Origin of the sequence: Pseudoalteromonas ulvae UL12 (assembly GCF_014925405.1) — a bacterium.
In the GTDB taxonomy this organism is placed as follows: Bacteria; Pseudomonadota; Gammaproteobacteria; order Enterobacterales; family Alteromonadaceae; genus Pseudoalteromonas; species Pseudoalteromonas ulvae.
Genome location: NZ_AQHJ01000019.1, coordinates 32,267 through 52,023, shown reverse-complemented (window position 1 = coordinate 52,023; position 19,757 = coordinate 32,267). Strand labels below are relative to the sequence as shown.

Here is a 19,757-nt window from a genome sequence, read left to right as displayed (position 1 = left end):
ACTGGGTAATTGGGTGAGACAGTATCTTTTCAGCTTCTACTTGGTTGAAGAGTCATTTTTTAGACATAAAAAAAGCCCGTTAGGGCTTTTTGGTTTCATATCTACCGTCACCGATATGAGCAATGTAGCAAGTAAATAGGTTGGCCACCGTAATTTATGGCTCAGGGGCGATAGAGACAAAGGCTACAGTGGCCTAATCAGTTAACGTACTGTTGGACGTCTTCTAGGGTCGAGAAGTTGGTTTAGTCAGTTGTGTTACGTCGTTAACTGTCTTGTTGAGATTGATTATCAATTAGAAACTTATTCAGGTCAATACCTTTTTGATAATAATTCTCATTTTTTTTTGTGGTTTTATTTTAGGTAAGGTTGAGGCAGTAATGTGAATTGTTTTAATACCAACAAAACTGGGTAATTGGGTGAGACAGTATCTTTTCAGCTTCTACTTGGTTGAAGAGTCATTTTTTAGACATAAAAAAAGCCCGTTAGGGCTTTTTGGTTTCATATCTACCGTCACCGATATGAGCAATGTAGCAAGTAAATGGGTCGACTCCTGTTACGAATGGTTCAGGGGCGTTAGAATTCTTCGTAACAGTCGCCAGGCAGTTAACGTACTGCGAAACGTCTTCCAGGGTCGAGAAAGAGATTTAAATAAGTGAAGCATCTCGTGCTTTAATGAGATTGATTATTAATTAGATTAAATCAGAGGTCAATACTTTTTTGATAATAATTATCATTTAGATCTTTTGAGTGAAAAATAGTACAACTCTGTTTAGTTCGTCATAAATGTTTAACACTCACTCGGTAAAGTACTCTCAAACAAAGCGAGTCGACTTCACGTTTTACTCACTCAGTTTGCAGATATACCCCTGAATGACCCTTAAGTAATTTAGCCAGCATCTTGCTGGCTTTTTTTATGCCATTTTCTATTGAACCTTATTTTAGTGAAACTTATTTTGGTAAAACTAAGGTGGATGTTTGGGAAAAAAAGGGATAGTTTGTCTTAATTGTAGCGACATCTTTTATGTAACAATTTATCAGATAGTGGGACATCCGAACAAAATTTGTTTATAGTTCAAGCACATTTAAAATGGAGTTTGGCACTATGAAAAAAGCCCTGATTGCAACCGCTGTTATTGCCGCAGGCGTAACGGCTTACCTATACCAACAAGATTCAACATCATCAAATCATGCACAAGTGCCGCAAGTATCAGAGCTTGCTTATGTTCCTGCTGATACTTTGTTTTTTGCTGGTCAGTTGACCCGTTTTCCGGTCAAACAGTACTTAACGTATTTTTCACCAAGTTATCCTGACGATTTATCTGCTGAGTTAGAGCTCGAGTTAGGTCAGTCGAAGGAACCTGCAGCTCGCTTTATTGCTAGTTTATCTCGTCAATATGCACAAGCTGTCGCATCACCTGACCAGTTTGTCGAGACATTTGGTTTAGCAGATCAAATGAAAGGTTTGTTTTATATGGTTGGACTGCTGCCGGTGCTTCGCTATGAAATTGCTCAACCTGACGCTCTGTGGAAAATGCTTGAAAAAGCTGAGCAAGAATCAGGTTTGGTTGCGAAAAAAGAGCAGTTAAAAGGCGTGGATGTCACTAAATATACTCTTATAGCAGAAAATGACGCTGAGTTAGAGTTAGTTGTTTCCGTTAATAATGGTTGGGCAACGATTACGGCGAATACGAACTTCAACCAGCCGGCTGATTTATTACAAGCACTTGCGATTGAAAAGCCAGTACAGTCTTTAGCGCAAACAGATACTTTGCAGACCATGACAACTCAGCATCAGTTTGATGCTAAATATCTTGGTTTTGTGAACCATGTCGCGCTTATTAATGGTTTAACAGGCAAAGATGATAATCAATTTAGTCAAATGCTTAACCAACTAGGCGGCAATGAAATTGACGTTGAAATGGCAGAGCTGCGTACTGAGGCGTGCCAAAATGATTTTGCAGATATTGCCAATCACTGGCCACGTACGGCGTTCGGCACACAGAAAATGGTTATCACCAATGAAAGTGTTGAGTTGAACGCGAAAATGGTAATCGAAAGCAATAGCACTGTTTTAAAAGCGCTTGCGAGCATGCGTGGGTTTTTACCTGATTTTACCACTAGCGCACAAAACAAAATTGCCAGTATTGCGTTTGGTATTGATGCTGCAAAACTATCTCCTGCAGTGACGTCGATATGGACCGATTTTACTGAGGCTACTTATCAGTGCGAACCACTTGTTTCGGCACAGCAGCAGATCAAACAAACAAACCCAATGATGTTGACGATGGCAACCAGTATGGCAACAGGAGTCAAAGGTGTCAGTTTGTCATTACTTGATTTTGCCTTAAGTGAGCAACAAGGCCAGCCAAATATTGATAAGCTCGATGGTATCGTGACTATTTCTGCGGCTAATCCGGTCGCGCTATTTAATAGTGTGAAAAGTTTCTATCCACCTTTGATGGACGTTAAATTACCCGCAGATGGTTCGAGTATTAAATTGGAACAATACATCGACTTACCATTACAGTTGAGCCAGTCGCTTGAATTAGCTGTAAAGGGCGAACACTTAGTGTTGTATCGTGGTCAGCAAGCTCAAACATTGGCTGATTCATTAACGAATCAAGCGCTCGATACGAATGGATTTAGTAATTTGGCTGTTGATTATCAGGCATTCTTTAATCCTGTATTCCAGTTTTTAGAAACAACGGGTGAAACCATTCCGCCTGAATTGGAAATGCTAAAAGAAGCCAATATGCAGCTTTATTTTAATACGGACTTTAGCACTAAGGGCATTGAGTTCAGCAGTGAACTACGAACAAATAGCCTATAACTGTTGATTTCTGTGTTTCATATATTAAAAAAGGCCTGTTAGCTTACTAACAGGCCTTTTTTAATATATGAAACACAGAGTGAAAGTAAATTTAAAAAAGGAAGGTCTGCTACGTTCAAGGACAATTAATTTGGCTTGTTAAATAATCATTTTAGGCTATTAATTAAGGCTGTATTTAATTGTTTATTAGATGAAAAATTGCTACTAGCTGTTTGGTTAAGTTAAGGGAATCTTATGTACAAGAGTGTTTTATTTGCCATTACGATTGTGAGCTTATTTCCATTACTGGCTGGCGCTAAAACCTTGTCTATACAAGTTCAAGACCAAGACAAACAACCACTAGAAAATGCAGTTATTTGGGTTGAACAAAGTGAAGAGGAGTTCATTGCATCTCAACCTGCAAAGTTACAACCTTTTATTATGGATCAGATAAATAAGCAGTTTGACCCTTATGTGTTAGCTGTGCCTATGAACAGCGATGTGATGTTTCCAAATTCAGATTCAATCAAGCACCATGTGTATTCCTTTTCTGCGGCGAAACCTTTTGAATTAAAATTGTATAAAGGGTCGAATCATCAACCGTTAGTGTTCAATAAATCTGGCGTTGTGGAGCTAGGTTGTAATATCCATGACTGGATGCTGGGTTATATTTTAGTGGTGCAAAGTCATATTTTGGCTACATCAGACCAAAATGGCTTAGTCACACTTGAACAAACGAATAACGCAACTGAGTTGAAGGTATGGCATCCAAGATTTGAAAATAAGCAACTGCCGCTCACTTATACTATTGATAACTCAAAAACAGAGCAAATAATCACAATTACGCAGCCTTTGCTGCCAGACTTACGCCAATATAGACAGACTGACAAATTTGATGCCTATGAATAAACGTAGCCAATCTTTACAGGTAAAAATATTAACTCTGTTTGTATTTTTACTGATCTCAGTGCTTGCTGTTGCGATGGCGACAGTGCTTGGACAGACCTATCAACACTCTCAACAGCAACTTGAGCAACGCATGGCGACGTCGGCTAATGTTGTACGGTTTAAGTTTGTTGCTGATGCGGATGTTTTACTACGATCTTTAAATACATTGGTTAAAGATTTTTCAGTTAAGCAGTTAATAGCAAGTGGTGCTGATGATCCAGCTTCTTTAGAGTCAGCACTTAGTAATCATAAACGGCGCTTAAAAGCGGATTTTGCACTGGTGCTAAACCAAGATCAAAAAATCATAGCAGGGACGACAGAATTTACACAAGATGCTGATTTTGATTTTGATTTATCTAACTACAGTGATCATCAGATCAGATTGATTGAGCTGGCAAATCACTACTACCTGACAAAAATAGCCCCAGTAAAGTTTGTTGAAAGTGCCAGTGGCGTTAATGCGTGGATGGTGATGGGGATCAATATTGATAGCCTTGTTAATGAGCGCATTGTTGAGCTTGCAGGATTTAACGTCAGTGTGGTTTTAGCGCCTCAAAAGGCAAATTATTTAGCTTCTACGATGGCGAAAGATAATTATCAAAACTTAATTGAGAGCGGCTTGAGCTTTAATGATGAGGTAGCGTCATTTGACTTGGCAGAGCAAAAGTTTGTTGCAGGCCTATTTGAACTGGGGTTTGTGAAAGATCAAAGGCTCTACATGTTGTTAACGACAGACAAGGCTCATGCATTTGTTTCGTTTAACACTTTGATTGTGCAATTATCAGTACTGATTATTTTTTCTGTGATACTGGCGTTTATAGCTGCATTTTTTGTCTCTAAAAGTGTGACTAAGCCTCTCACTTCTTTAATGAAAATCGCGGAGAATATTCAAAAAGGCGATTACAGCAACTCGTTGCCAGAGTCATCAACCCGTGAGGTTGACTCATTATCGTTGGCACTTAATACCATGCAGCACAGTATTGAAGAGCGTGAAGTGGAAATTAACCAATTAGCGTATTTTGATAAATTAACTGAGCTTCCAAATCGTAACCATTTTGTATCGCACTTAAATAAAGTTATTGCAGAGCACCAACAACAAGGATTGACCCTTGCTGTGTTGCAGCTAGACCTTGATCGGTTTAAAGAAGTGAATGATACGTTAGGCCATGCCTTTGGGGATGCGTTACTCAAAGTTGTGGCAAAAAGGCTGCAAACCTTTGTGTACCCACACGCTTTCATTGCACATTTTGCTGCTGATGAATTTGGTCTAATTTTGCCTGATATCGATGTTCATCAATTAGATAGTGTTATTGGGCAGTTTGAAAAGTTATTTACATGGTCATTTAGTGTTGATGATGTGGCGTTGGATATCGACGCGAGTTTTGGGGTGTCTCTTTACCCTGAACACGGCGATACATCGGGTAAATTGTTGCAGTGCACAGATATTGCGATGCATGCATGCAAAGGCAAACATGTTCATCATGTGGTGTACTATCCGCAATTAAACAAACATTCCTTGTTACGTTTGAGCTTGATGTCTGAGTTACGCAGCGCTATTAACGATGATCAATTGGAATTGTTTTATCAACCAAAGCTTGACCTTATCCAGCAAAAAATCGTCAGTGTTGAATGTTTAGTTCGTTGGCATCACCCAGAGCATGGCTTTATTCAACCCGATGATTTTATTCCATTAGCGGAGCAAAGTGGCCATATACGGGCATTGACAGAATGGGCCATAGACACAGCATTAAAGCAAAAAAAATTATGGTTAAAGCAAGATATTGATGTGCAGATGGCAGTGAATATCTCCGCCGTTGATTTAATCGACTTAAAACTGCCCGCATATGTGGCGCAATTGATGACACGTTATGGGTTACAGCCCAATGCCTTAAAGCTCGAAGTGACCGAAAGTGCAGTCATGGCCGAGCCAGAACAGGCATTGCGTGCGTTATGTATGTTAAATCAAATGGGCATTAAGTTATCGATAGATGATTTCGGCACAGGGTTTTCTTCAATGGCGCAGCTCAAAAAAATGCCATTGGATGAGCTTAAAATAGATAAATCATTTGTTTTAGACCTCAATCATGACGAAGACGATGAAGTGATTGTGAAATCAACCATTGAATTGGCGCATAACCTGTCGTTGTCGGTTGTCGCTGAAGGGGTTGAAGATTTAGCGACCTTGAATAAATTGTCTGCATTTGGTTGTGATACTGCACAAGGGTATTTTATTGCTAAACCGATGACAGTTCAGAGTTTTAATGATTGGTGGGATCCTATTGAGTTAATTAAGCAAATTTCTCAAGGAGAGTAAGGTGCGATTACGAAAGCTTAGCTATGGGGGTTTATTGGCATTAAGCGTCAATTGTATTGCTGCCGATATATCAGGTTTAATGCAAGTTCGATATAACCAAACCGATAATCCAAAGTCTTGGTTGTATCAAGGGACTGGCGGGTATCGTTATGATGATAAACGCAGTGGGGTCAGTATTGGCCAAGCGTTATTAAATATTGAGCAGGATTTTGATGGTGGGCTGACAGGTCATGCTGTTGTTAATTATAACGATGATCCTAAAGCTAGCATTGGGTTCACACAAGCGTATTTTAAATATAAGCCGCTCAGCAACACACGCTACAAATGGCAGCTACAAACAGGGTTATTTTATCCGAGAATGTCATTAGAAAATCCTGATATTGCTTGGTTATCACCTTATACCTACAGCAACTCGGCGATAAACTCGTGGTTAGGTGAGGAAATAAAAACGATTGGTGCAGAGCTTGAAATCAGTCGTCCGGGCAGGCAATTTGCCAGTGCACATAGTTTTAATTTTGTTGCTTCAGTGTTTAAAGGCAACGATCCGGCTGGTACTTTACTGGCTTGGCGAGGATTTGCGATTCATGACCGTCAAACCAGTTTAAATGAAGTCATTCCATTTGCAGAACTACCGAGTTTTAAAGATTCGCCATTGCATTTACAAGCAAGCAATGTCAGGCCATTTGAAGAAATCGATGGTCGATTTGGTGCATATGTTGGCGTACATTGGGACTATTTTAAGCAGTCGCAATTACGTGTGTATTATTACGATAATAACGGCGATCCTAGTGTGGTTAATACACGTACAGGTCAATATTCGTGGGATACCAAATTTACCTCAGTGGCTTGGCAATATAAGTTTAATCAGCAATGGCGGCTGATCACCCAAGCCATGATAGGCAATACCGCGATGGGAAAAAATCGCGGGGTGGATACAGATTTTAGCGCTTACTATGTGTTAATGAGTTATCAACATAATGCACATCGAGTCAGTGCGCGCTTCGATGATTTTTCGGTGACTGAGCGAGATCATTGGCCGTGGGATCCAAATGACAGTGATGGGCAATCTTGGACGCTTGCTTGGCGATATAATCTAAAAGAAAATTGGCAGGTAGGATTGGAAATTAGCGTATTAGATACGTTTGTTGAAAACCGCAATTTATGGGCGTGGCCACAAAACGAATCACAACAGCAATGGCAAGGTAATATTCAATACCGCTTTTAAAATAAAAAACGCAGCATCAGCTGCGTTTTTTATAATGCACTTAGGTTATTTATTAAACGCGCGCTTCATAAAGCCTGGTGTGGAGAGAGCTCCGTGGTGAATACCGGCATTATAATACTCAGTTTCAAATGGTGCTTGTTGGGCATCACCTTCACGAAAGCTTGCGAACTTTTCATCTTTACGAGCCAAAGTGACAGACCAGAGACCGGATGGGTAGATTGGCTGTGGGAATGGCAGAGTTTGCAAATCAACAAACCCAACATCCAGCATTGCTTGGCGCATCTCAACTAATAAAGGCATGTGCATCAAAGGAGATTCACTTTGTTGTACTAATATTCCGCCTGAACGCAATGCTTTTAAACAGCTGGTATAAAAGGCATGGTTAAACAAACCTTCACCTGGCCCAACTGGATCCGTTCCATCGACAATAATTACATCAATTGATTCTGGCGCGGCTTCTGCCATGTATTTAATACCGTCGTCGAACATCACTTCTGCACGTGGATCAGCATTTGATTCGCACAACTCAGGAAAGTACTTAAGTGACATTTCAGTCACGACTTCATCAATATCAATTTGATGAGCAGTTTCAATACTTGGGTGTTTAAGGACTTCGCGTAATGTACCGCAGTCGCCGCCACCAATGATCACGACATTTTTAGGATTCGGATGGCTATACAATGCAGGATGGCTGATCATTTCGTGATAAAAAAAGTTTTCGCGAGTTGTGACCATAGTGCAGCCATCAATAATCATTAAATTACCGAAGTCTGTGGTGTCATACATTTCTACTTTTTGAAATGGAGATTGCTTTTCATCGAGCTTTTTGTTGATACGCAAAGAAAATGCGCTGCCATCACGGTCACTGATTTCAGTGAACCATTTATCTTGGTCTAAGTTAGCCATGTCGTTATCACTATGGTGGTGGTAAAAATTGCGGCAATTTTGCCAGTGCTTGCCAATGAGCTCAATCAAATTTTAGTCAAAATTGAAATTAGTCGTAATTTATTGTGTAAAAGATTCGATTTGTAGAGATTAGGAATAAATTAGAGGGGATTTTCATTGGCGTGATTTTTGTTATCCGCTTAAAATGCCTCGATAACGAATTTAACGATAGAGACTGCCATGACTTGGGGTTCAGAAAAAGCAAAAGCAACGTACAATGTTGCTCATTGGAGTGAAGGATATTTTGACGTTGATGCATCGGGGCACTTAGTTGCTTATCCTGACCGAGATCAAAGTAAAAATGGGATTTCATTTCATACCTTAACTGAACAATTCAAAGAGCAAGGTCTTACATTACCGGTATTGGTACGTTTTACTGACATCTTACAAAATCGGGTCGATAACTTAGTTGGCGCCTTTGATCAAGCCAAAGCGGCGCGTGATTACCAAGGTGTGTATACGGCAGTGTATCCGATTAAGGTGAATCAGCAGTATTCAGTAGTTAAAAAGCTGATTGACCACCCAAGTAACAAAGTCGGATTAGAGGCTGGGTCAAAACCAGAACTAATGGCCATTTTAGGCGTTGCGCAGCGCCCGTTAACAATTGTGTGTAATGGTTATAAAGATAGCGAATTCTTACGCCTTGCATGTATTGGGCAAGCGATGGGCCATCAGGTCAATATTGTGGTGGAAAAATTATCAGAATTAACCACTTTATTGAGTGAAATTGATGACTTAGGGGTCGAACCTTCGATTGGTATTCGCATTAAGCTAAATTCCGTCGGAAAAGGGAAATGGCAAAATACCGGCGGCGAAAAAGGCAAGTTTGGTTTAACTGCAGGGCAAGTTTTGTCGGCTGTTAACACATTAAAAGCGGCGGGTAAGCTGCATCTTATGCAGCTAGTGCATTTTCATATTGGTTCTCAAGTGGCTAATATTCGCGATATTCATCGCGCGCTTCGAGAATGTGCTCGTCATTTTGCTGAGCTGTCGCAAATGGGCGTTCCTTTGACAATCGTCGATGTCGGTGGCGGACTAGGGGTTGACTACGAAGGGTCTAGCTCTCGCAGTGCGTGCTCAATGAATTACAGTGTTGCGGAGTATGCGCGTAATGTGGTCGGGGCATTTGCAGATGTGTGTGAACAAAATAATTTGCCTCATCCAAATATTATTACTGAGTCTGGCCGTGCGCTGACTGCACATCATGCTGTGTTGATCACGGATGTGATTGATATCGAAAAAGCACCTAAAGAGATGGCTCCAACGCCTCCTGCAGCAGATGCTGCGGCGATTTTGACAGAAATTTGGCATAGCTTTAATCAAATTAGCCCACGTATGGCGATTGAAACCTACCATGATGTGATGCACTTGTTCAGTGAGGCTCATGGGCAGTATGTGCACGGCCTATTAAGTTTGAATGATTGGGCACAAGTAGAGTTGCTGTATTTCAGTACGTTACATAAAGTCAGAGCTCAATTAGATGTCAATTCTCGCTCGCACCGAGAAGTACTCGATGATTTAAACGAAAAGCTCGCAGATAAACTATTTGTGAACTTCTCGTTGTTCCAATCAATGCCTGATGTGTGGGGGATTGAGCAATTGTTCCCTATTATGCCTATCGAAAACTTAGATCAGCCTCTGACTCAGCGTGCAATCTTACAAGATATAACCTGTGATTCTGATGGGCAAATCAGAGAGTATGTTGATGGTGCGGGTATTGAGTCGAGCTTACCTATGCCGCAATACACTCCGGGTCAGCAGTACCATATTGGTATGTTTATGGTCGGGGCATATCAAGAAATTTTAGGTGATTTACATAATTTGTTTGGTGATACAGATTCGGTGCATGTTGAGTTAACAGAGCAAGGTTATCAGCTGACTTCGGCGATTAAAGGCGACAGTGTGGCAGATGTGTTGAAGTTTGTTCACTTTGATGCCAAGAAACTCGAAACAGCCTATGCCAAGCAAATTGATAAACTTGCAATTAGTTCGTCCATTAAGCAGCAGTATTTAGATGAATTAAAACTGGGCTTGAGCGGTTACACCTATTTTGAGGATTGATGTTGATACTATTTAGAAAGTCGACATGGGTTTTATAGATACCAATAAGGGTTAACTGGCATTGAGTCGTTAGCCCTTTTTTAAATCGGCGAGTTTGCTGTGTGTTTAACCGCATTCTTATTAGGGTTGTTTATTCGCAATTTACCTTTAAATGGGTATAATAAGCTGTTTTTTTAGGCGCTATTATTTAGTTATTTCATCAAGGAGCGAGTAGTGGCTGTTGTGCTCTCCAGTTTCAGAATCATCATTGCAGGCATGTTTTATTGCCTTAATACCTTAGTCTGGGTCGGCCCCATTTTTTTATGTGGACTCTTAAAGTTAATTCCAATTAAGCCGTGGCAAAAAGCCATGAGTTGGCTCGCTAAAAGCTGCGCGAGTTTTTGGGTTGGCTGTAATAGTGTTATCCAAAATATTTTCACTCCCTTTACGTTATCAGTGAGCGGGCTTGAGAGTCTAAAAAAGAAAGATTGGTATTTAGTGATTGCTAATCATCAAAGCTGGGTTGATATTTTGGTCATGCAGCGGTTATTACACAAGCGGATCCCATTTTTGAACTTCTTTTTGAAGCAAGAATTAATCTATGTGCCGTTTCTTGGTTTGGCGTGGTGGGCGCTCGATTTTCCATTTATGAAACGCACCAGCAAAGCACAATTGAAGAAAAACCCAGCCTTACGTGGCAAAGACATGGAAACTACCCGTAAAGCCTGTGAAAAATTTAAAGAAACGCCAGTCAGTATAGTGAATTTTGTCGAAGGCACTCGCTTTACAAAGAAAAAACATCAAAGGCAAAACAGTCCATTCAACTACTTACTAAAACCCAAAGCTGGCGGTGTGGCATTTGTGATGCAGGCAATGGGGGAGCAATTAGCGCAAGTGGTTAATATTACGATTCATTATCCGCAAGGCATTCCTACTTTTGTTGATTTTTTGGCTGGCCGAGTGAAAGAAGTGCAAGTGGCCGTTAATGTCATGCCTGTCTCAGAGCATTTTATTGGTGATTACATCAATGACAATGAATTCAGAGTTAAATTTCAGCAAGAGTTAAATCAGATTTGGCAAGAGAAAGATCAGCAAATCAACCGTTTGGCTCATAAGGAACAAGCTTAATGCTGGCGCGTTGGTTACCAGCTCCTTTACTGGCTTGTGTTGTTTTTTTGGGCTTATTGATGAACTTGGTGGTGTGGGGGTTAATTGTTTTCACACTCGGGTTAATCAAGCTGGTGTTTCGCGTGCGACCTGTTAGTGTGTTATTGCACTTGGCGTATAAAGGTTGGTGTATTGGCAATGCGTGGGCAATAAAAGCGGCCTGTACAGAGTTGCATGTGAATGTAAAAGGGACTTTAAAAGCAGATGCTTGGTATCTGTTAATCGCCAATCATCAGTCTAGTTTAGATATTGTGTTATTAACGGCGTTAGGTCAATTGCCTGCACCGAAGTTTTTTTTAAAAGATGAGCTGAAGTTTGTGCCTTTTGTAGGCATGGGGGCGTGGGCGATGGACATGCCATTTATGAAACGCGTCAGTAAAGAAAAGCTGGCGAAAAACCCAAAACTAAAAGGCATGGATGTTGAACGGACCAAACAAAGTTGTCGTTACTTTCGCACGCATCCCACCACCATCATTAATTTTGTCGAAGGTTCTCGTTTCTCTGCACAAAAACATGCGCAACAGCAAAGTGAGTTTACCCATTTACTGCGCCCTAAAGCAGGCGGTATTGCGTTTGCGTTAGAAGTATTGGGGTCACAATTTGATGCTATGCTCAACACTTCAGTTGTATATACAGGTGTATCTGGTTCGATTTTGAATGATTTTTTTACGGGTAAATTGTCATCGATTCAGGTTGATATTGACGTGATGCCGATAGATACGAGTTTGATTGGCGATTATCAAAGCGATCGACAATTTCGTATGGAGTTTCAAGACAAGCTGAATCAAATATGGCATGCAAAAGATCAGCATATTGCTCAAATGAAGCGACAACCGCAGCCACAGTTCCACAGTAAAATGGACGAAAGTGCGACTTAGGAGAATGGAGTGAGTCAATTAAAAGCAACGCTGTCAGATTGGATTGAGCCAGTGAGTCATGCGTCAGTAATCACTGATGTTGCAGCAACCTGTATTGGTTTGATGAGCCTAGTGGTTATTTATTTATTTGCTAAGCGCTTATTTTTACCGAGTATTCAACGTGTTGTTATTTATCTGTCGCCTAACAAGGCAGGCAGCCTTCGGCCGTTACTCGATAAATTTAATGGTCGGCTTGCGGTGATGCTCTGCTGTGTGATTTATTTAAGTACTCTTACGCTGGTTTTTCCTTTTTCTGAGTTTGTGATTGATTTAATGCGCTTTGCTGGCCAGTTAGTGATGTTGATTTATGGCGGGTTGATTTTTAGTGCACTCATTAATATTTTGGGTGGTATATACAACCAGTTAGATTTCGCTAAAGATGTTCCTATTCAAGGGGTTATACAGCTTATTAAGCTGATGACTTTTATTGTCGTCGCTGTTTTATCTGTTAGCTTGGTTATGGATAAGTCACCTACTTATATTTTATCTGGGTTTGGTGCGCTTGCAGCTGTGTTGCTACTGGTGTTTAAAGACACTATTTTAGGCTTTGTGGCGAGTATTCAAATTGCAGCAAATAGATTGGTGACTCACGGTGATTGGATTCAGTTTGACCAATATGGCGCCGATGGTGAAGTCGAAAGTTTAGGCCTTAACACTGTTAAGGTCCGTAATTGGGATAAAACCATCACCAGTATTCCAACCTATGCGTTAATTGCCCATTCGTTCAAAAATTGGCGCGGCATGCAAGAATCAGGTGGCCGAAGAATTAAGCGTTCACTCAATATTGATATGCATACGATTGGTTTGGTTGATAATGTGGTGATGGAACGATTACAGCAACAGCCAGTATTTGCTGATTTTTTAGCACAAACTGATGTCAGTTCGGTAGGACTGACCAATGTCACCCTCTTTCGTCAGTATGCAGAGTTCTATTTGAAGCAGCATAGTGCGTTGAATCACACTATGACATTAATGGTTCGTGAGCTTCAGCCAACTGCGATGGGTTTACCCGTTGAGTTTTATTGCTTTAGTGATGATCAGCGTTGGATACCCTATGAGCATCTTCAAGCGGCCATAATCGACCATTATTTAGCTGTGCTGCCTTTGTTTGGCTTACGGCCTTTTCAGCATCTAACGGGCGGTCTTGCTCAGTCTGACAGTTAATGTCTAAATGTGTGTTGCTAGGGGCTGTTGATCTTTCGTGGTTAAATTTTGTTCGAGATAAAAGCGTTTTTATCACGGCGAGAAGTGTGTAGCCTAGTCATTCTAAGCAAATACTGCTCAACAAAGAGAAATACGCTTTTAGCCGAACCCTTCGGGCAGCGTTTGTTGGGTCTTTCTACTGCGTTATCGCTTTTTCGTGTAGCTCGCTACACCACAAAAGCGCTGTCTTGTATAAATACCCAACAATTCGCTGCAAAAATCATCACGAAAGATCAACAGCCCCTAGAGTTTGTTGGCTAATTTATTCTGTATCCAGATTATTTAACGAACCGTCAGTACGACTGTATTGTCTGAGTAATCTAGCAGCGCATGCTGATTAAAAAACTGTGGGTATTGCTTACTGAGTTTGCGTTTAATGACTCGGGGGTAACTGTACACCCCACTAATTGAAAGGCTCCACTGATGCTGGTCGCGCGCAAATTTCACATGCAGGGGTTGGTCGATTTTCCGATTCAGCAGGTAACATAAATGGTAAATGCACAGAGGCGGCACTTCAATATCTGCAATTAATTGCTCATCAATTTCTTCAATAAAAATATCACCAGCATCGGCTAAATGTTGCATAAAGTGCACGGCATTAAGCTCATCCTTTAAATGAACTTCGTCTTGTTTGCTTGCTTTGAGTTTATAGCGTAATAGCTCAGCTAAGTCGGTAATTGAATCACAAGCTGCATCGCGATCGGTATCCATCAGCTGTTCTATTTTATCTAAGCTTTGGTAGAGCAACTGCGGTTGGATTTGCTGGGTGAGTAATTTGAGATTCATTTCTTGGTATTGTGATTCTAGGCGGCCGCGTTCTCGGGCACTTAAAGCGAGCCGATAGCCAATAACCCAAATTATATTAAGTAAAATATTCAACCCAAACAAGCTGCCAAATAAACTACTTTGCGATTTGTTGTCTGTTTCCCAAATCAGGCTTAATAGATAAAGAGGCGCCGTTGCAGCCAATGAGGTTAATGTCAATGCGACAAAAAATGACACTATATGTCGGTGAGCGATTTTTTTTATTATGGTCCTTGCAACAAAATGCCAACAGGCTAAACAAATCGATACATAGATAACCCAATCATGGGTGTAGATAAAAATCTTACTTGGCTCGACCACCGCCAATGAGATGAGCGGGAACGTACACACCAGCAAAAAAATCACGGCTTGTGCTAGCCAGTAGTCGGTCATTCTAGTCATGTTTTTTCACCGAGAAAGGAATTACTAACGAGACTTTGTAACAGGCTTCATCAATAATCTGCGAAGACAATTTACTGTTTTTTCCATAAATAAGGTCGAGTCGTTGGGATAAATTGGCAAGTCCGGTTTTAGTTCCATCTGCTTGATGGCCTGGTTTAATCGGGTTTATTACTTCGACGGTTAATTTTCCGCGATAAACTCGAGCTCGTATGGTGATTTTACCACCATAGATAAGCGGTGTAATGCCATGTTTTATCGCATTTTCGATAAAGGTAAACAAACTCATTGTTGGTAAAATGGCGTTTAATGCTTTTTGATCAACGAGCCAAACCAGCACTAAACGCTCTTCGAAACGCACTTTTTCCAACTCTAAATACAGCTGGCACAGCTCAATTTCCTTTTCGAGTGTTTGTAGATGTTGTTTATTTTCAAAGTGGTGTTTAAACAGTGCTCTAAATTGCCTCAAAAGCGTTTTGGCTTCTTCGGTATCTTCATAAAGCATGCCGCGAATGCTATTGAGCGAGTTAAATAAGAAATGGGGATTTAATTGATAGGTTAAGATATCCAGCTGCTGCTTTTTTAATTGCTTTTTAAGTTGATGCTTGTGCCTAAGTGCTTGGTACTGCAGTAAAATAAGAGCCAATAAACAATAAAAGAGACCATGGACAAACATTTCAGCAAAAAATATCCCGACACCTGTAGAGGTTTCATAGCCTGCTGCTGAACCATTTAAATGAATACCAAAGGAGACCGATGTTTCCTCGTCGTCTTCTTGATTAACTAAGTGCTGGCTGGATGTTGTGGTTTCTAAATCTTGAGCTGCAGTGGGTGAGGTGTCTTTGGTGGATTTTTCTGCGTGTAACTTTAATAAAAATGAACCTGGGGAGCTGATTGTATGAGTATATGTCGCGCTACCAAACCCAGCTAGAAAGCCAAACACAAGAGATAATAAGTAAATGCGCTTTCGACTATTCTTTTTTCTGTACAATAAAAGGTTGAGCGGCAAATAAATTAGCAAACATGGTATAGCCACAACTTGTACAAAGTGGTGTAGAAAACTAACGCATGCACTGGTATTTATATCTTTGAGCGACTCAGGAATACCTATAGTACTCAATGCGAGTAAAAGTGTTAAAGACACTTGAACACAGATTAATACCCGATGCTGGCGAATTAGTTCAAACACGACTTTTCCTGATGACTGCGTTTATCGCTTTTTATTGGTGCAATACAAAGCCCAGTGTAACAAAGGCGAGTACCAAAAACAGTATTTTAACTTTTAAAAATCGTAAACAAATAAAACCAATTAAAACAATCGCTAAATCTAGTGGTTGCTGAACTGAAGAAGTAAATATTGGCTGGTAAAGCGCGGCTAACAATAACCCAACAACGGACGCATTGACCAGTGACATCGCATGAGCAAATCGAGGGTGCTGACTCAGTGTGTGCCAACTTTCACGTACAATTAATAGCAATAAAAAGCCAGGTAAGAAAATAGCTAACGTGGCAAGTGTCGCGACCAATAGCGCATTCGTGGGCTCGGCAATGGCACCTAAATATGTTGCGATACTGAACATTGGGCCCGGTACAGCCTGCGCAGCAGAGTAGGCAACTAAAAAACTGTCCTCAGAGACGTGCGGTACAGCCGCTTGTAAAAGAGGCAAAACGACATGGCCGCCACCAAATACAAATAAGCCTGCATAATAAAAAGAGGCAATTAATTGGCTTAAATCATCCCAAGCGAACAAGGCCGCAGCGCTCAATATTATAAATAATAAAAGAGGGACTTTGTTGGGGCGTAGGGCTTTTAGGCTAATAGGAGACGCGGATTGCTCTTTGCAAGTCACATAACCAAATACGGCTGCACAACATAGGGCTAGTAGCTGCGTTTGTGGATGGGGGATGACCAGAATCATAACGGTGGTTAGTAGGCATACAAGCACTGAAGTTTGAGTGGTGCAAAAATTTTTACCCATAGTGATCACTGCATCGAGCACAACGGCTACAGCAAAAAGCTTTAACCCCGTTGTTGCGGCCAGTAAATAGGCGTTATCGCTATTTGGTACTGTGGCTAAAAAATACAAGAGTAAAAATGAAGGAAGCGTGAACCCTACAAATGCAGCGCAAGCGCCCAGTATGCCGCCTTTATGTAAGCCAATCGCAAATCCGACCTGGCTTGAGCTAGGCCCGGGCAAAAACTGCGATAACGCGATGAGTTGGGCGTATTGTTCGGTGGTTAGCCAACGTTTTTGTTCCACAAACACTTGTTGAAAAAAACCTAAATGTGCTGCAGGGCCACCAAAGCTTGCGCAACCCAGTTTTAAAAATAACCCAAAAATTTTAAGCGTATTCATGAATGCTCTTTTCGCTCAATGTTGTGTAGGTAACATCTTACTTTATTTGCTTTTAATGAAAAGTCGTAAACGTTAATTGTCATAAAAAGAGTCAGCATAGGCAGGCGCTAAATTGTTCCTCATTAACCAGATCCAGATAAAGACAAACACAGGTAAGTGTATTAAAATCAAAATTGACCACAGCGAGTAGTAAAAGGATGTTGGCATTTATCTAGAGGATAATGATTAAGTGATAAACACCTTTATTCGACTTTTTGTAATCTTGTTATTTTTTTGCGGGGCTACGTATGCTCAGCAAAACTTTCCTCAGCGAATTTCTATCGGTATTCATCACGCGCCGCCTTTGTCGTATGCAGACAACCAAGCTAGGCCTTCTGGCTTAATTATTGATATATTAGATGTACTTGCAAAAGAGTTGGATTTTTCTTTGCAGATTATCCCTTGTCCATTCCCAAGATGTTTAAAGATGGTGAAAGAGGGCGAGATCGACTTACTGGGTGAGCTCATTTATACAGAAGATCGAGCGCAAGAGCTTGAATATGTTTATCCGGCTTATATGGTCTTGCATTCATCGTTTGTTTTTTACGCCCTGCATAACAGCGATATAAAAGTCGATAATTATCAACAACTGAGTAATAAACGCATCGCTGTGATGCGAGGTGCCGCTTATTTCCCCAAATTTGATCAAGATAAGGCTTTGCAAAAAGTGCCTTTAGATACAGAGCGGATTGTCGTCGAAATGCTACTTAAAGGGCGGGTTGACTTGGCGATTTCAGTTGAAGCAACCGCAGATCAAAGTATGGGAGTGTTAAATCAACCTTCTCAACGCCTAAAGAAACTGGAATATCGCTATAAAGATGAGATTTTAGGTCATGCAGTGATGTCTAAAAAGTTTGCTGCGAGTCCATTAGCGGACAAATTTAAAATAACTTATCAACGATTTGCACAGCAAGGGCGTTTTGATGAGATCTTAGCTCGATATAACTTGCCAATTATTGCTACGCCCGATGCTTCGCAAAGTGTAAATTAACCTTTTTAGGGATGTTGATCTTTACTGGTTGAATCTTGTTCGAGATAAATACAAATTACGCGTGGCGAGTGTGCAAGTTCACTAGAGCCTATTTTAAACTGCAGTGATTTACTTTTCGAGTACTTGTTGTTCAGAATATCATTTCCCTTTCATTTTCTATTCAGCTTAATTGATTACACTCAGTGACATTAAATTACCTGTTTGCCAAATCAAATTACGGCATAATAGGTCATCACACTTGTATATACATGAGAAAAAACATATGAAACAAGCAACTCTACTCCTCCCAGCAATAATTTTGCCATTAATTTTGAGCGGCTGTGCGTCAACAAATGCAGAAAAAGGGGCCGCAATCGGTGCCGTGACTGGGGCTATCCTCGGAAAATCAACCAGTAATCATAAAGATAAGCGTTTAGTGTATGGTGCTGCAATTGGGGCGATTGCTGGAGCTGCTATTGGTAGCTATATGGATCAGCAAGAGCAAGCTTTTCGTGATGAGCTCGCGGGCTCTGGTGTAGAAGTGATTCGAGAGGGTGATAACCTTCGTCTTGTTATGCCATCGAATATTACGTTTGCGACGGATCAGTCTTATATTTCTAGCGGCTTTCATGGCACATTAGATGCGATTGCTAAAGTGATGAACAAATATGAAAAAACGTATTTGAGCATTGAAGGGCATACCGATAGCACAGGTAAAACAGAGTATAACCAAGCTCTTTCAGAGCAACGTGCCTTGAGTGTTAAAAACTATTTATTGAATCAACAAATTTTAGCTGCGCGAATTGCGACAATGGGATTAGGTGAGTCTCGCCCAATAGCGAGTAATCAATCGGCCTCAGGTCGAGCGTTAAATCGTCGAGTTGAAATTCAAATAGTGCCTAATAAAGCTTAATTATTCGATCATTGAAAATAGCCAATGTACACAGGTACATTGGCTTTTTTTATGGTTGGTAAGTTGCTTGAATGTCAGGTGCTTTACAGGTAATCACAGTAACATTTTCATAGCCAATACGTGTTAGTTGCTCAGCACTTAACGTCGCACGAGCTGCGGTTGCACAGTGAAGGTATATAGGTTTTGCTGGATCTTTTTCGATTTCCATCAACTTCATTTCTAATAAACCGCGCGGGATATTTATCGCGCCATAGGCAGGCATGGCAGCATGCTCGGCTGGTTCACGCACATCGATCAGTAAGCCGTTATTATCAGCCATTTCAGTTTTAGCTTGTGCAGCGGTAATACGGCGAGTCGTGGCCGCTACTTCAGTGATTAAATCAGGTATTGTTTTGAGCATAGTTGCTAATCCTTAAATCCAAGAGAGCGAAGAAAGCTAATCATAGGGCACCACTTTGAAAATGCCGACTGGATTAAGTTTAGGGCAATAAACAAAGTGAAAAAGACCCAGTATGGGTGGATAAAATAGCTGAGTAATACAGAAACAATAATCATCATACCTGCAATCAGTCGTAACGCATCGTTAACTGTCATAACTAAATCCTCATGTGTAAGAATCGATGTTATTTTCAGTATATTAGTTTTTATTAATTTAGCAATTACTAATATTAGACTTTTCTAATGTATCTATCTATACTCACATCACT

The 19,757-nt window shown here is 40.7% G+C and carries 16 protein-coding genes; 10 read left to right on the top strand and 6 right to left on the bottom strand.

Annotated features, from left to right (window positions below; genetic code table 11):
• Window positions 1-1,102: 1,102 nt before the first annotated feature.
• The 4 genes from PULV_RS00790 to PULV_RS00775 all read left to right on the top strand — a co-directional run bounded on the left by PULV_RS00790 (window position 1,103) and on the right by PULV_RS00775 (window position 7,296).
• Complete coding sequence (locus PULV_RS00790; protein ID WP_193330621.1) at window positions 1,103-2,830, top strand: hypothetical protein; 1,728 nt, start codon at window positions 1,103-1,105, stop codon at window positions 2,828-2,830.
• 234 nt (window positions 2,831-3,064) lie between these two features.
• Complete coding sequence (locus PULV_RS00785; protein ID WP_086745928.1) at window positions 3,065-3,718, top strand: methylamine utilization protein; 654 nt, start codon at window positions 3,065-3,067, stop codon at window positions 3,716-3,718.
• The gene (locus tag PULV_RS00780; protein WP_193330620.1) at window positions 3,711-6,071 is read left to right on the top strand and encodes an EAL domain-containing protein; all 2,361 of its coding nucleotides are present in this window, start codon (window positions 3,711-3,713) and stop codon (window positions 6,069-6,071) included. The genes PULV_RS00785 and PULV_RS00780 overlap by 8 nt, the downstream gene beginning before the upstream one ends.
• 1 nt (window position 6,072) lies before the next feature.
• Window positions 6,073-7,296: a hypothetical protein gene (locus PULV_RS00775; RefSeq protein ID WP_193330619.1), complete on the top strand. Its 1,224-nt coding sequence runs from the start codon at window positions 6,073-6,075 to the stop codon at window positions 7,294-7,296.
• Window positions 7,297-7,341: 45 nt separating this feature from the next.
• Here PULV_RS00775 and speE read toward each other — a convergent pair whose 3' ends face one another.
• The gene (gene speE / locus PULV_RS00770) at window positions 7,342-8,202 is read right to left on the bottom strand and encodes a polyamine aminopropyltransferase (protein ID WP_193330618.1); all 861 of its coding nucleotides are present in this window, start codon (window positions 8,200-8,202) and stop codon (window positions 7,342-7,344) included.
• A 219-nt stretch (window positions 8,203-8,421) separates the two neighbouring features.
• Here speE and speA point away from each other — a divergent pair, with 219 nt between their 5' ends.
• The 4 genes from speA (at window position 8,422) to PULV_RS00750 (ending at window position 13,529) form a co-directional block, all read left to right on the top strand.
• The gene (gene speA / locus PULV_RS00765; protein WP_086745932.1) at window positions 8,422-10,302 is read left to right on the top strand and encodes a biosynthetic arginine decarboxylase; all 1,881 of its coding nucleotides are present in this window, start codon (window positions 8,422-8,424) and stop codon (window positions 10,300-10,302) included.
• A 213-nt stretch (window positions 10,303-10,515) separates the two neighbouring features.
• Window positions 10,516-11,409: an acyltransferase gene (locus PULV_RS00760; RefSeq protein ID WP_193330617.1), complete on the top strand. Its 894-nt coding sequence runs from the start codon at window positions 10,516-10,518 to the stop codon at window positions 11,407-11,409.
• Complete coding sequence (locus PULV_RS00755) at window positions 11,409-12,326, top strand: acetyltransferase (protein ID WP_193330616.1); 918 nt, start codon at window positions 11,409-11,411, stop codon at window positions 12,324-12,326. Before PULV_RS00760 ends, PULV_RS00755 begins: the two co-directional genes overlap by 1 nt.
• A gap of 9 nt (window positions 12,327-12,335) precedes the next feature.
• Window positions 12,336-13,529: a mechanosensitive ion channel family protein gene (locus tag PULV_RS00750; protein WP_227009325.1), complete on the top strand. Its 1,194-nt coding sequence runs from the start codon at window positions 12,336-12,338 to the stop codon at window positions 13,527-13,529.
• A 321-nt stretch (window positions 13,530-13,850) separates the two neighbouring features.
• Here the strand turns inward: PULV_RS00750 and PULV_RS00745 are convergent, their stop codons facing one another.
• Genes PULV_RS00745 through chrA form a run of 3 tightly spaced genes read right to left on the bottom strand, consistent with a single transcriptional unit; the run spans window position 13,851 to window position 17,128 of the window.
• Window positions 13,851-14,774 (bottom strand): histidine kinase, encoded by a 924-nt coding sequence (locus PULV_RS00745; protein ID WP_086745936.1) that lies wholly within the window; start codon window positions 14,772-14,774, stop codon window positions 13,851-13,853.
• Window positions 14,767-15,960, bottom strand: coding sequence for a sensor histidine kinase (locus PULV_RS00740; protein WP_193330615.1), 1,194 nt, complete (start codon window positions 15,958-15,960; stop codon window positions 14,767-14,769). Before PULV_RS00740 ends, PULV_RS00745 begins: the two co-directional genes overlap by 8 nt.
• Before the next feature lie 31 nt (window positions 15,961-15,991).
• Complete coding sequence (gene chrA, locus PULV_RS00735) at window positions 15,992-17,128, bottom strand: chromate efflux transporter (protein WP_193330614.1); 1,137 nt, start codon at window positions 17,126-17,128, stop codon at window positions 15,992-15,994.
• A gap of 229 nt (window positions 17,129-17,357) precedes the next feature.
• Here chrA and PULV_RS00730 point away from each other — a divergent pair, with 229 nt between their 5' ends.
• Window positions 17,358-18,158, top strand: a complete 801-nt coding sequence (locus PULV_RS00730) for a substrate-binding periplasmic protein (protein ID WP_086745939.1) — start codon at window positions 17,358-17,360, stop codon at window positions 18,156-18,158.
• Window positions 18,159-18,420: 262 nt separating this feature from the next.
• Window positions 18,421-19,050 (top strand): OmpA family protein, encoded by a 630-nt coding sequence (locus tag PULV_RS00725; protein WP_193330613.1) that lies wholly within the window; start codon window positions 18,421-18,423, stop codon window positions 19,048-19,050.
• A gap of 49 nt (window positions 19,051-19,099) precedes the next feature.
• Here PULV_RS00725 and PULV_RS00720 read toward each other — a convergent pair whose 3' ends face one another.
• Together PULV_RS00720 and PULV_RS00715 are read right to left on the bottom strand one after the other, a co-directional pair.
• Window positions 19,100-19,450 (bottom strand): rhodanese-like domain-containing protein, encoded by a 351-nt coding sequence (locus tag PULV_RS00720; protein ID WP_086745941.1) that lies wholly within the window; start codon window positions 19,448-19,450, stop codon window positions 19,100-19,102.
• A gap of 5 nt (window positions 19,451-19,455) precedes the next feature.
• Window positions 19,456-19,644, bottom strand: coding sequence for a YgaP family membrane protein (locus PULV_RS00715; RefSeq protein WP_086745942.1), 189 nt, complete (start codon window positions 19,642-19,644; stop codon window positions 19,456-19,458).
• Window positions 19,645-19,757: the final 113 nt, after the last annotated feature.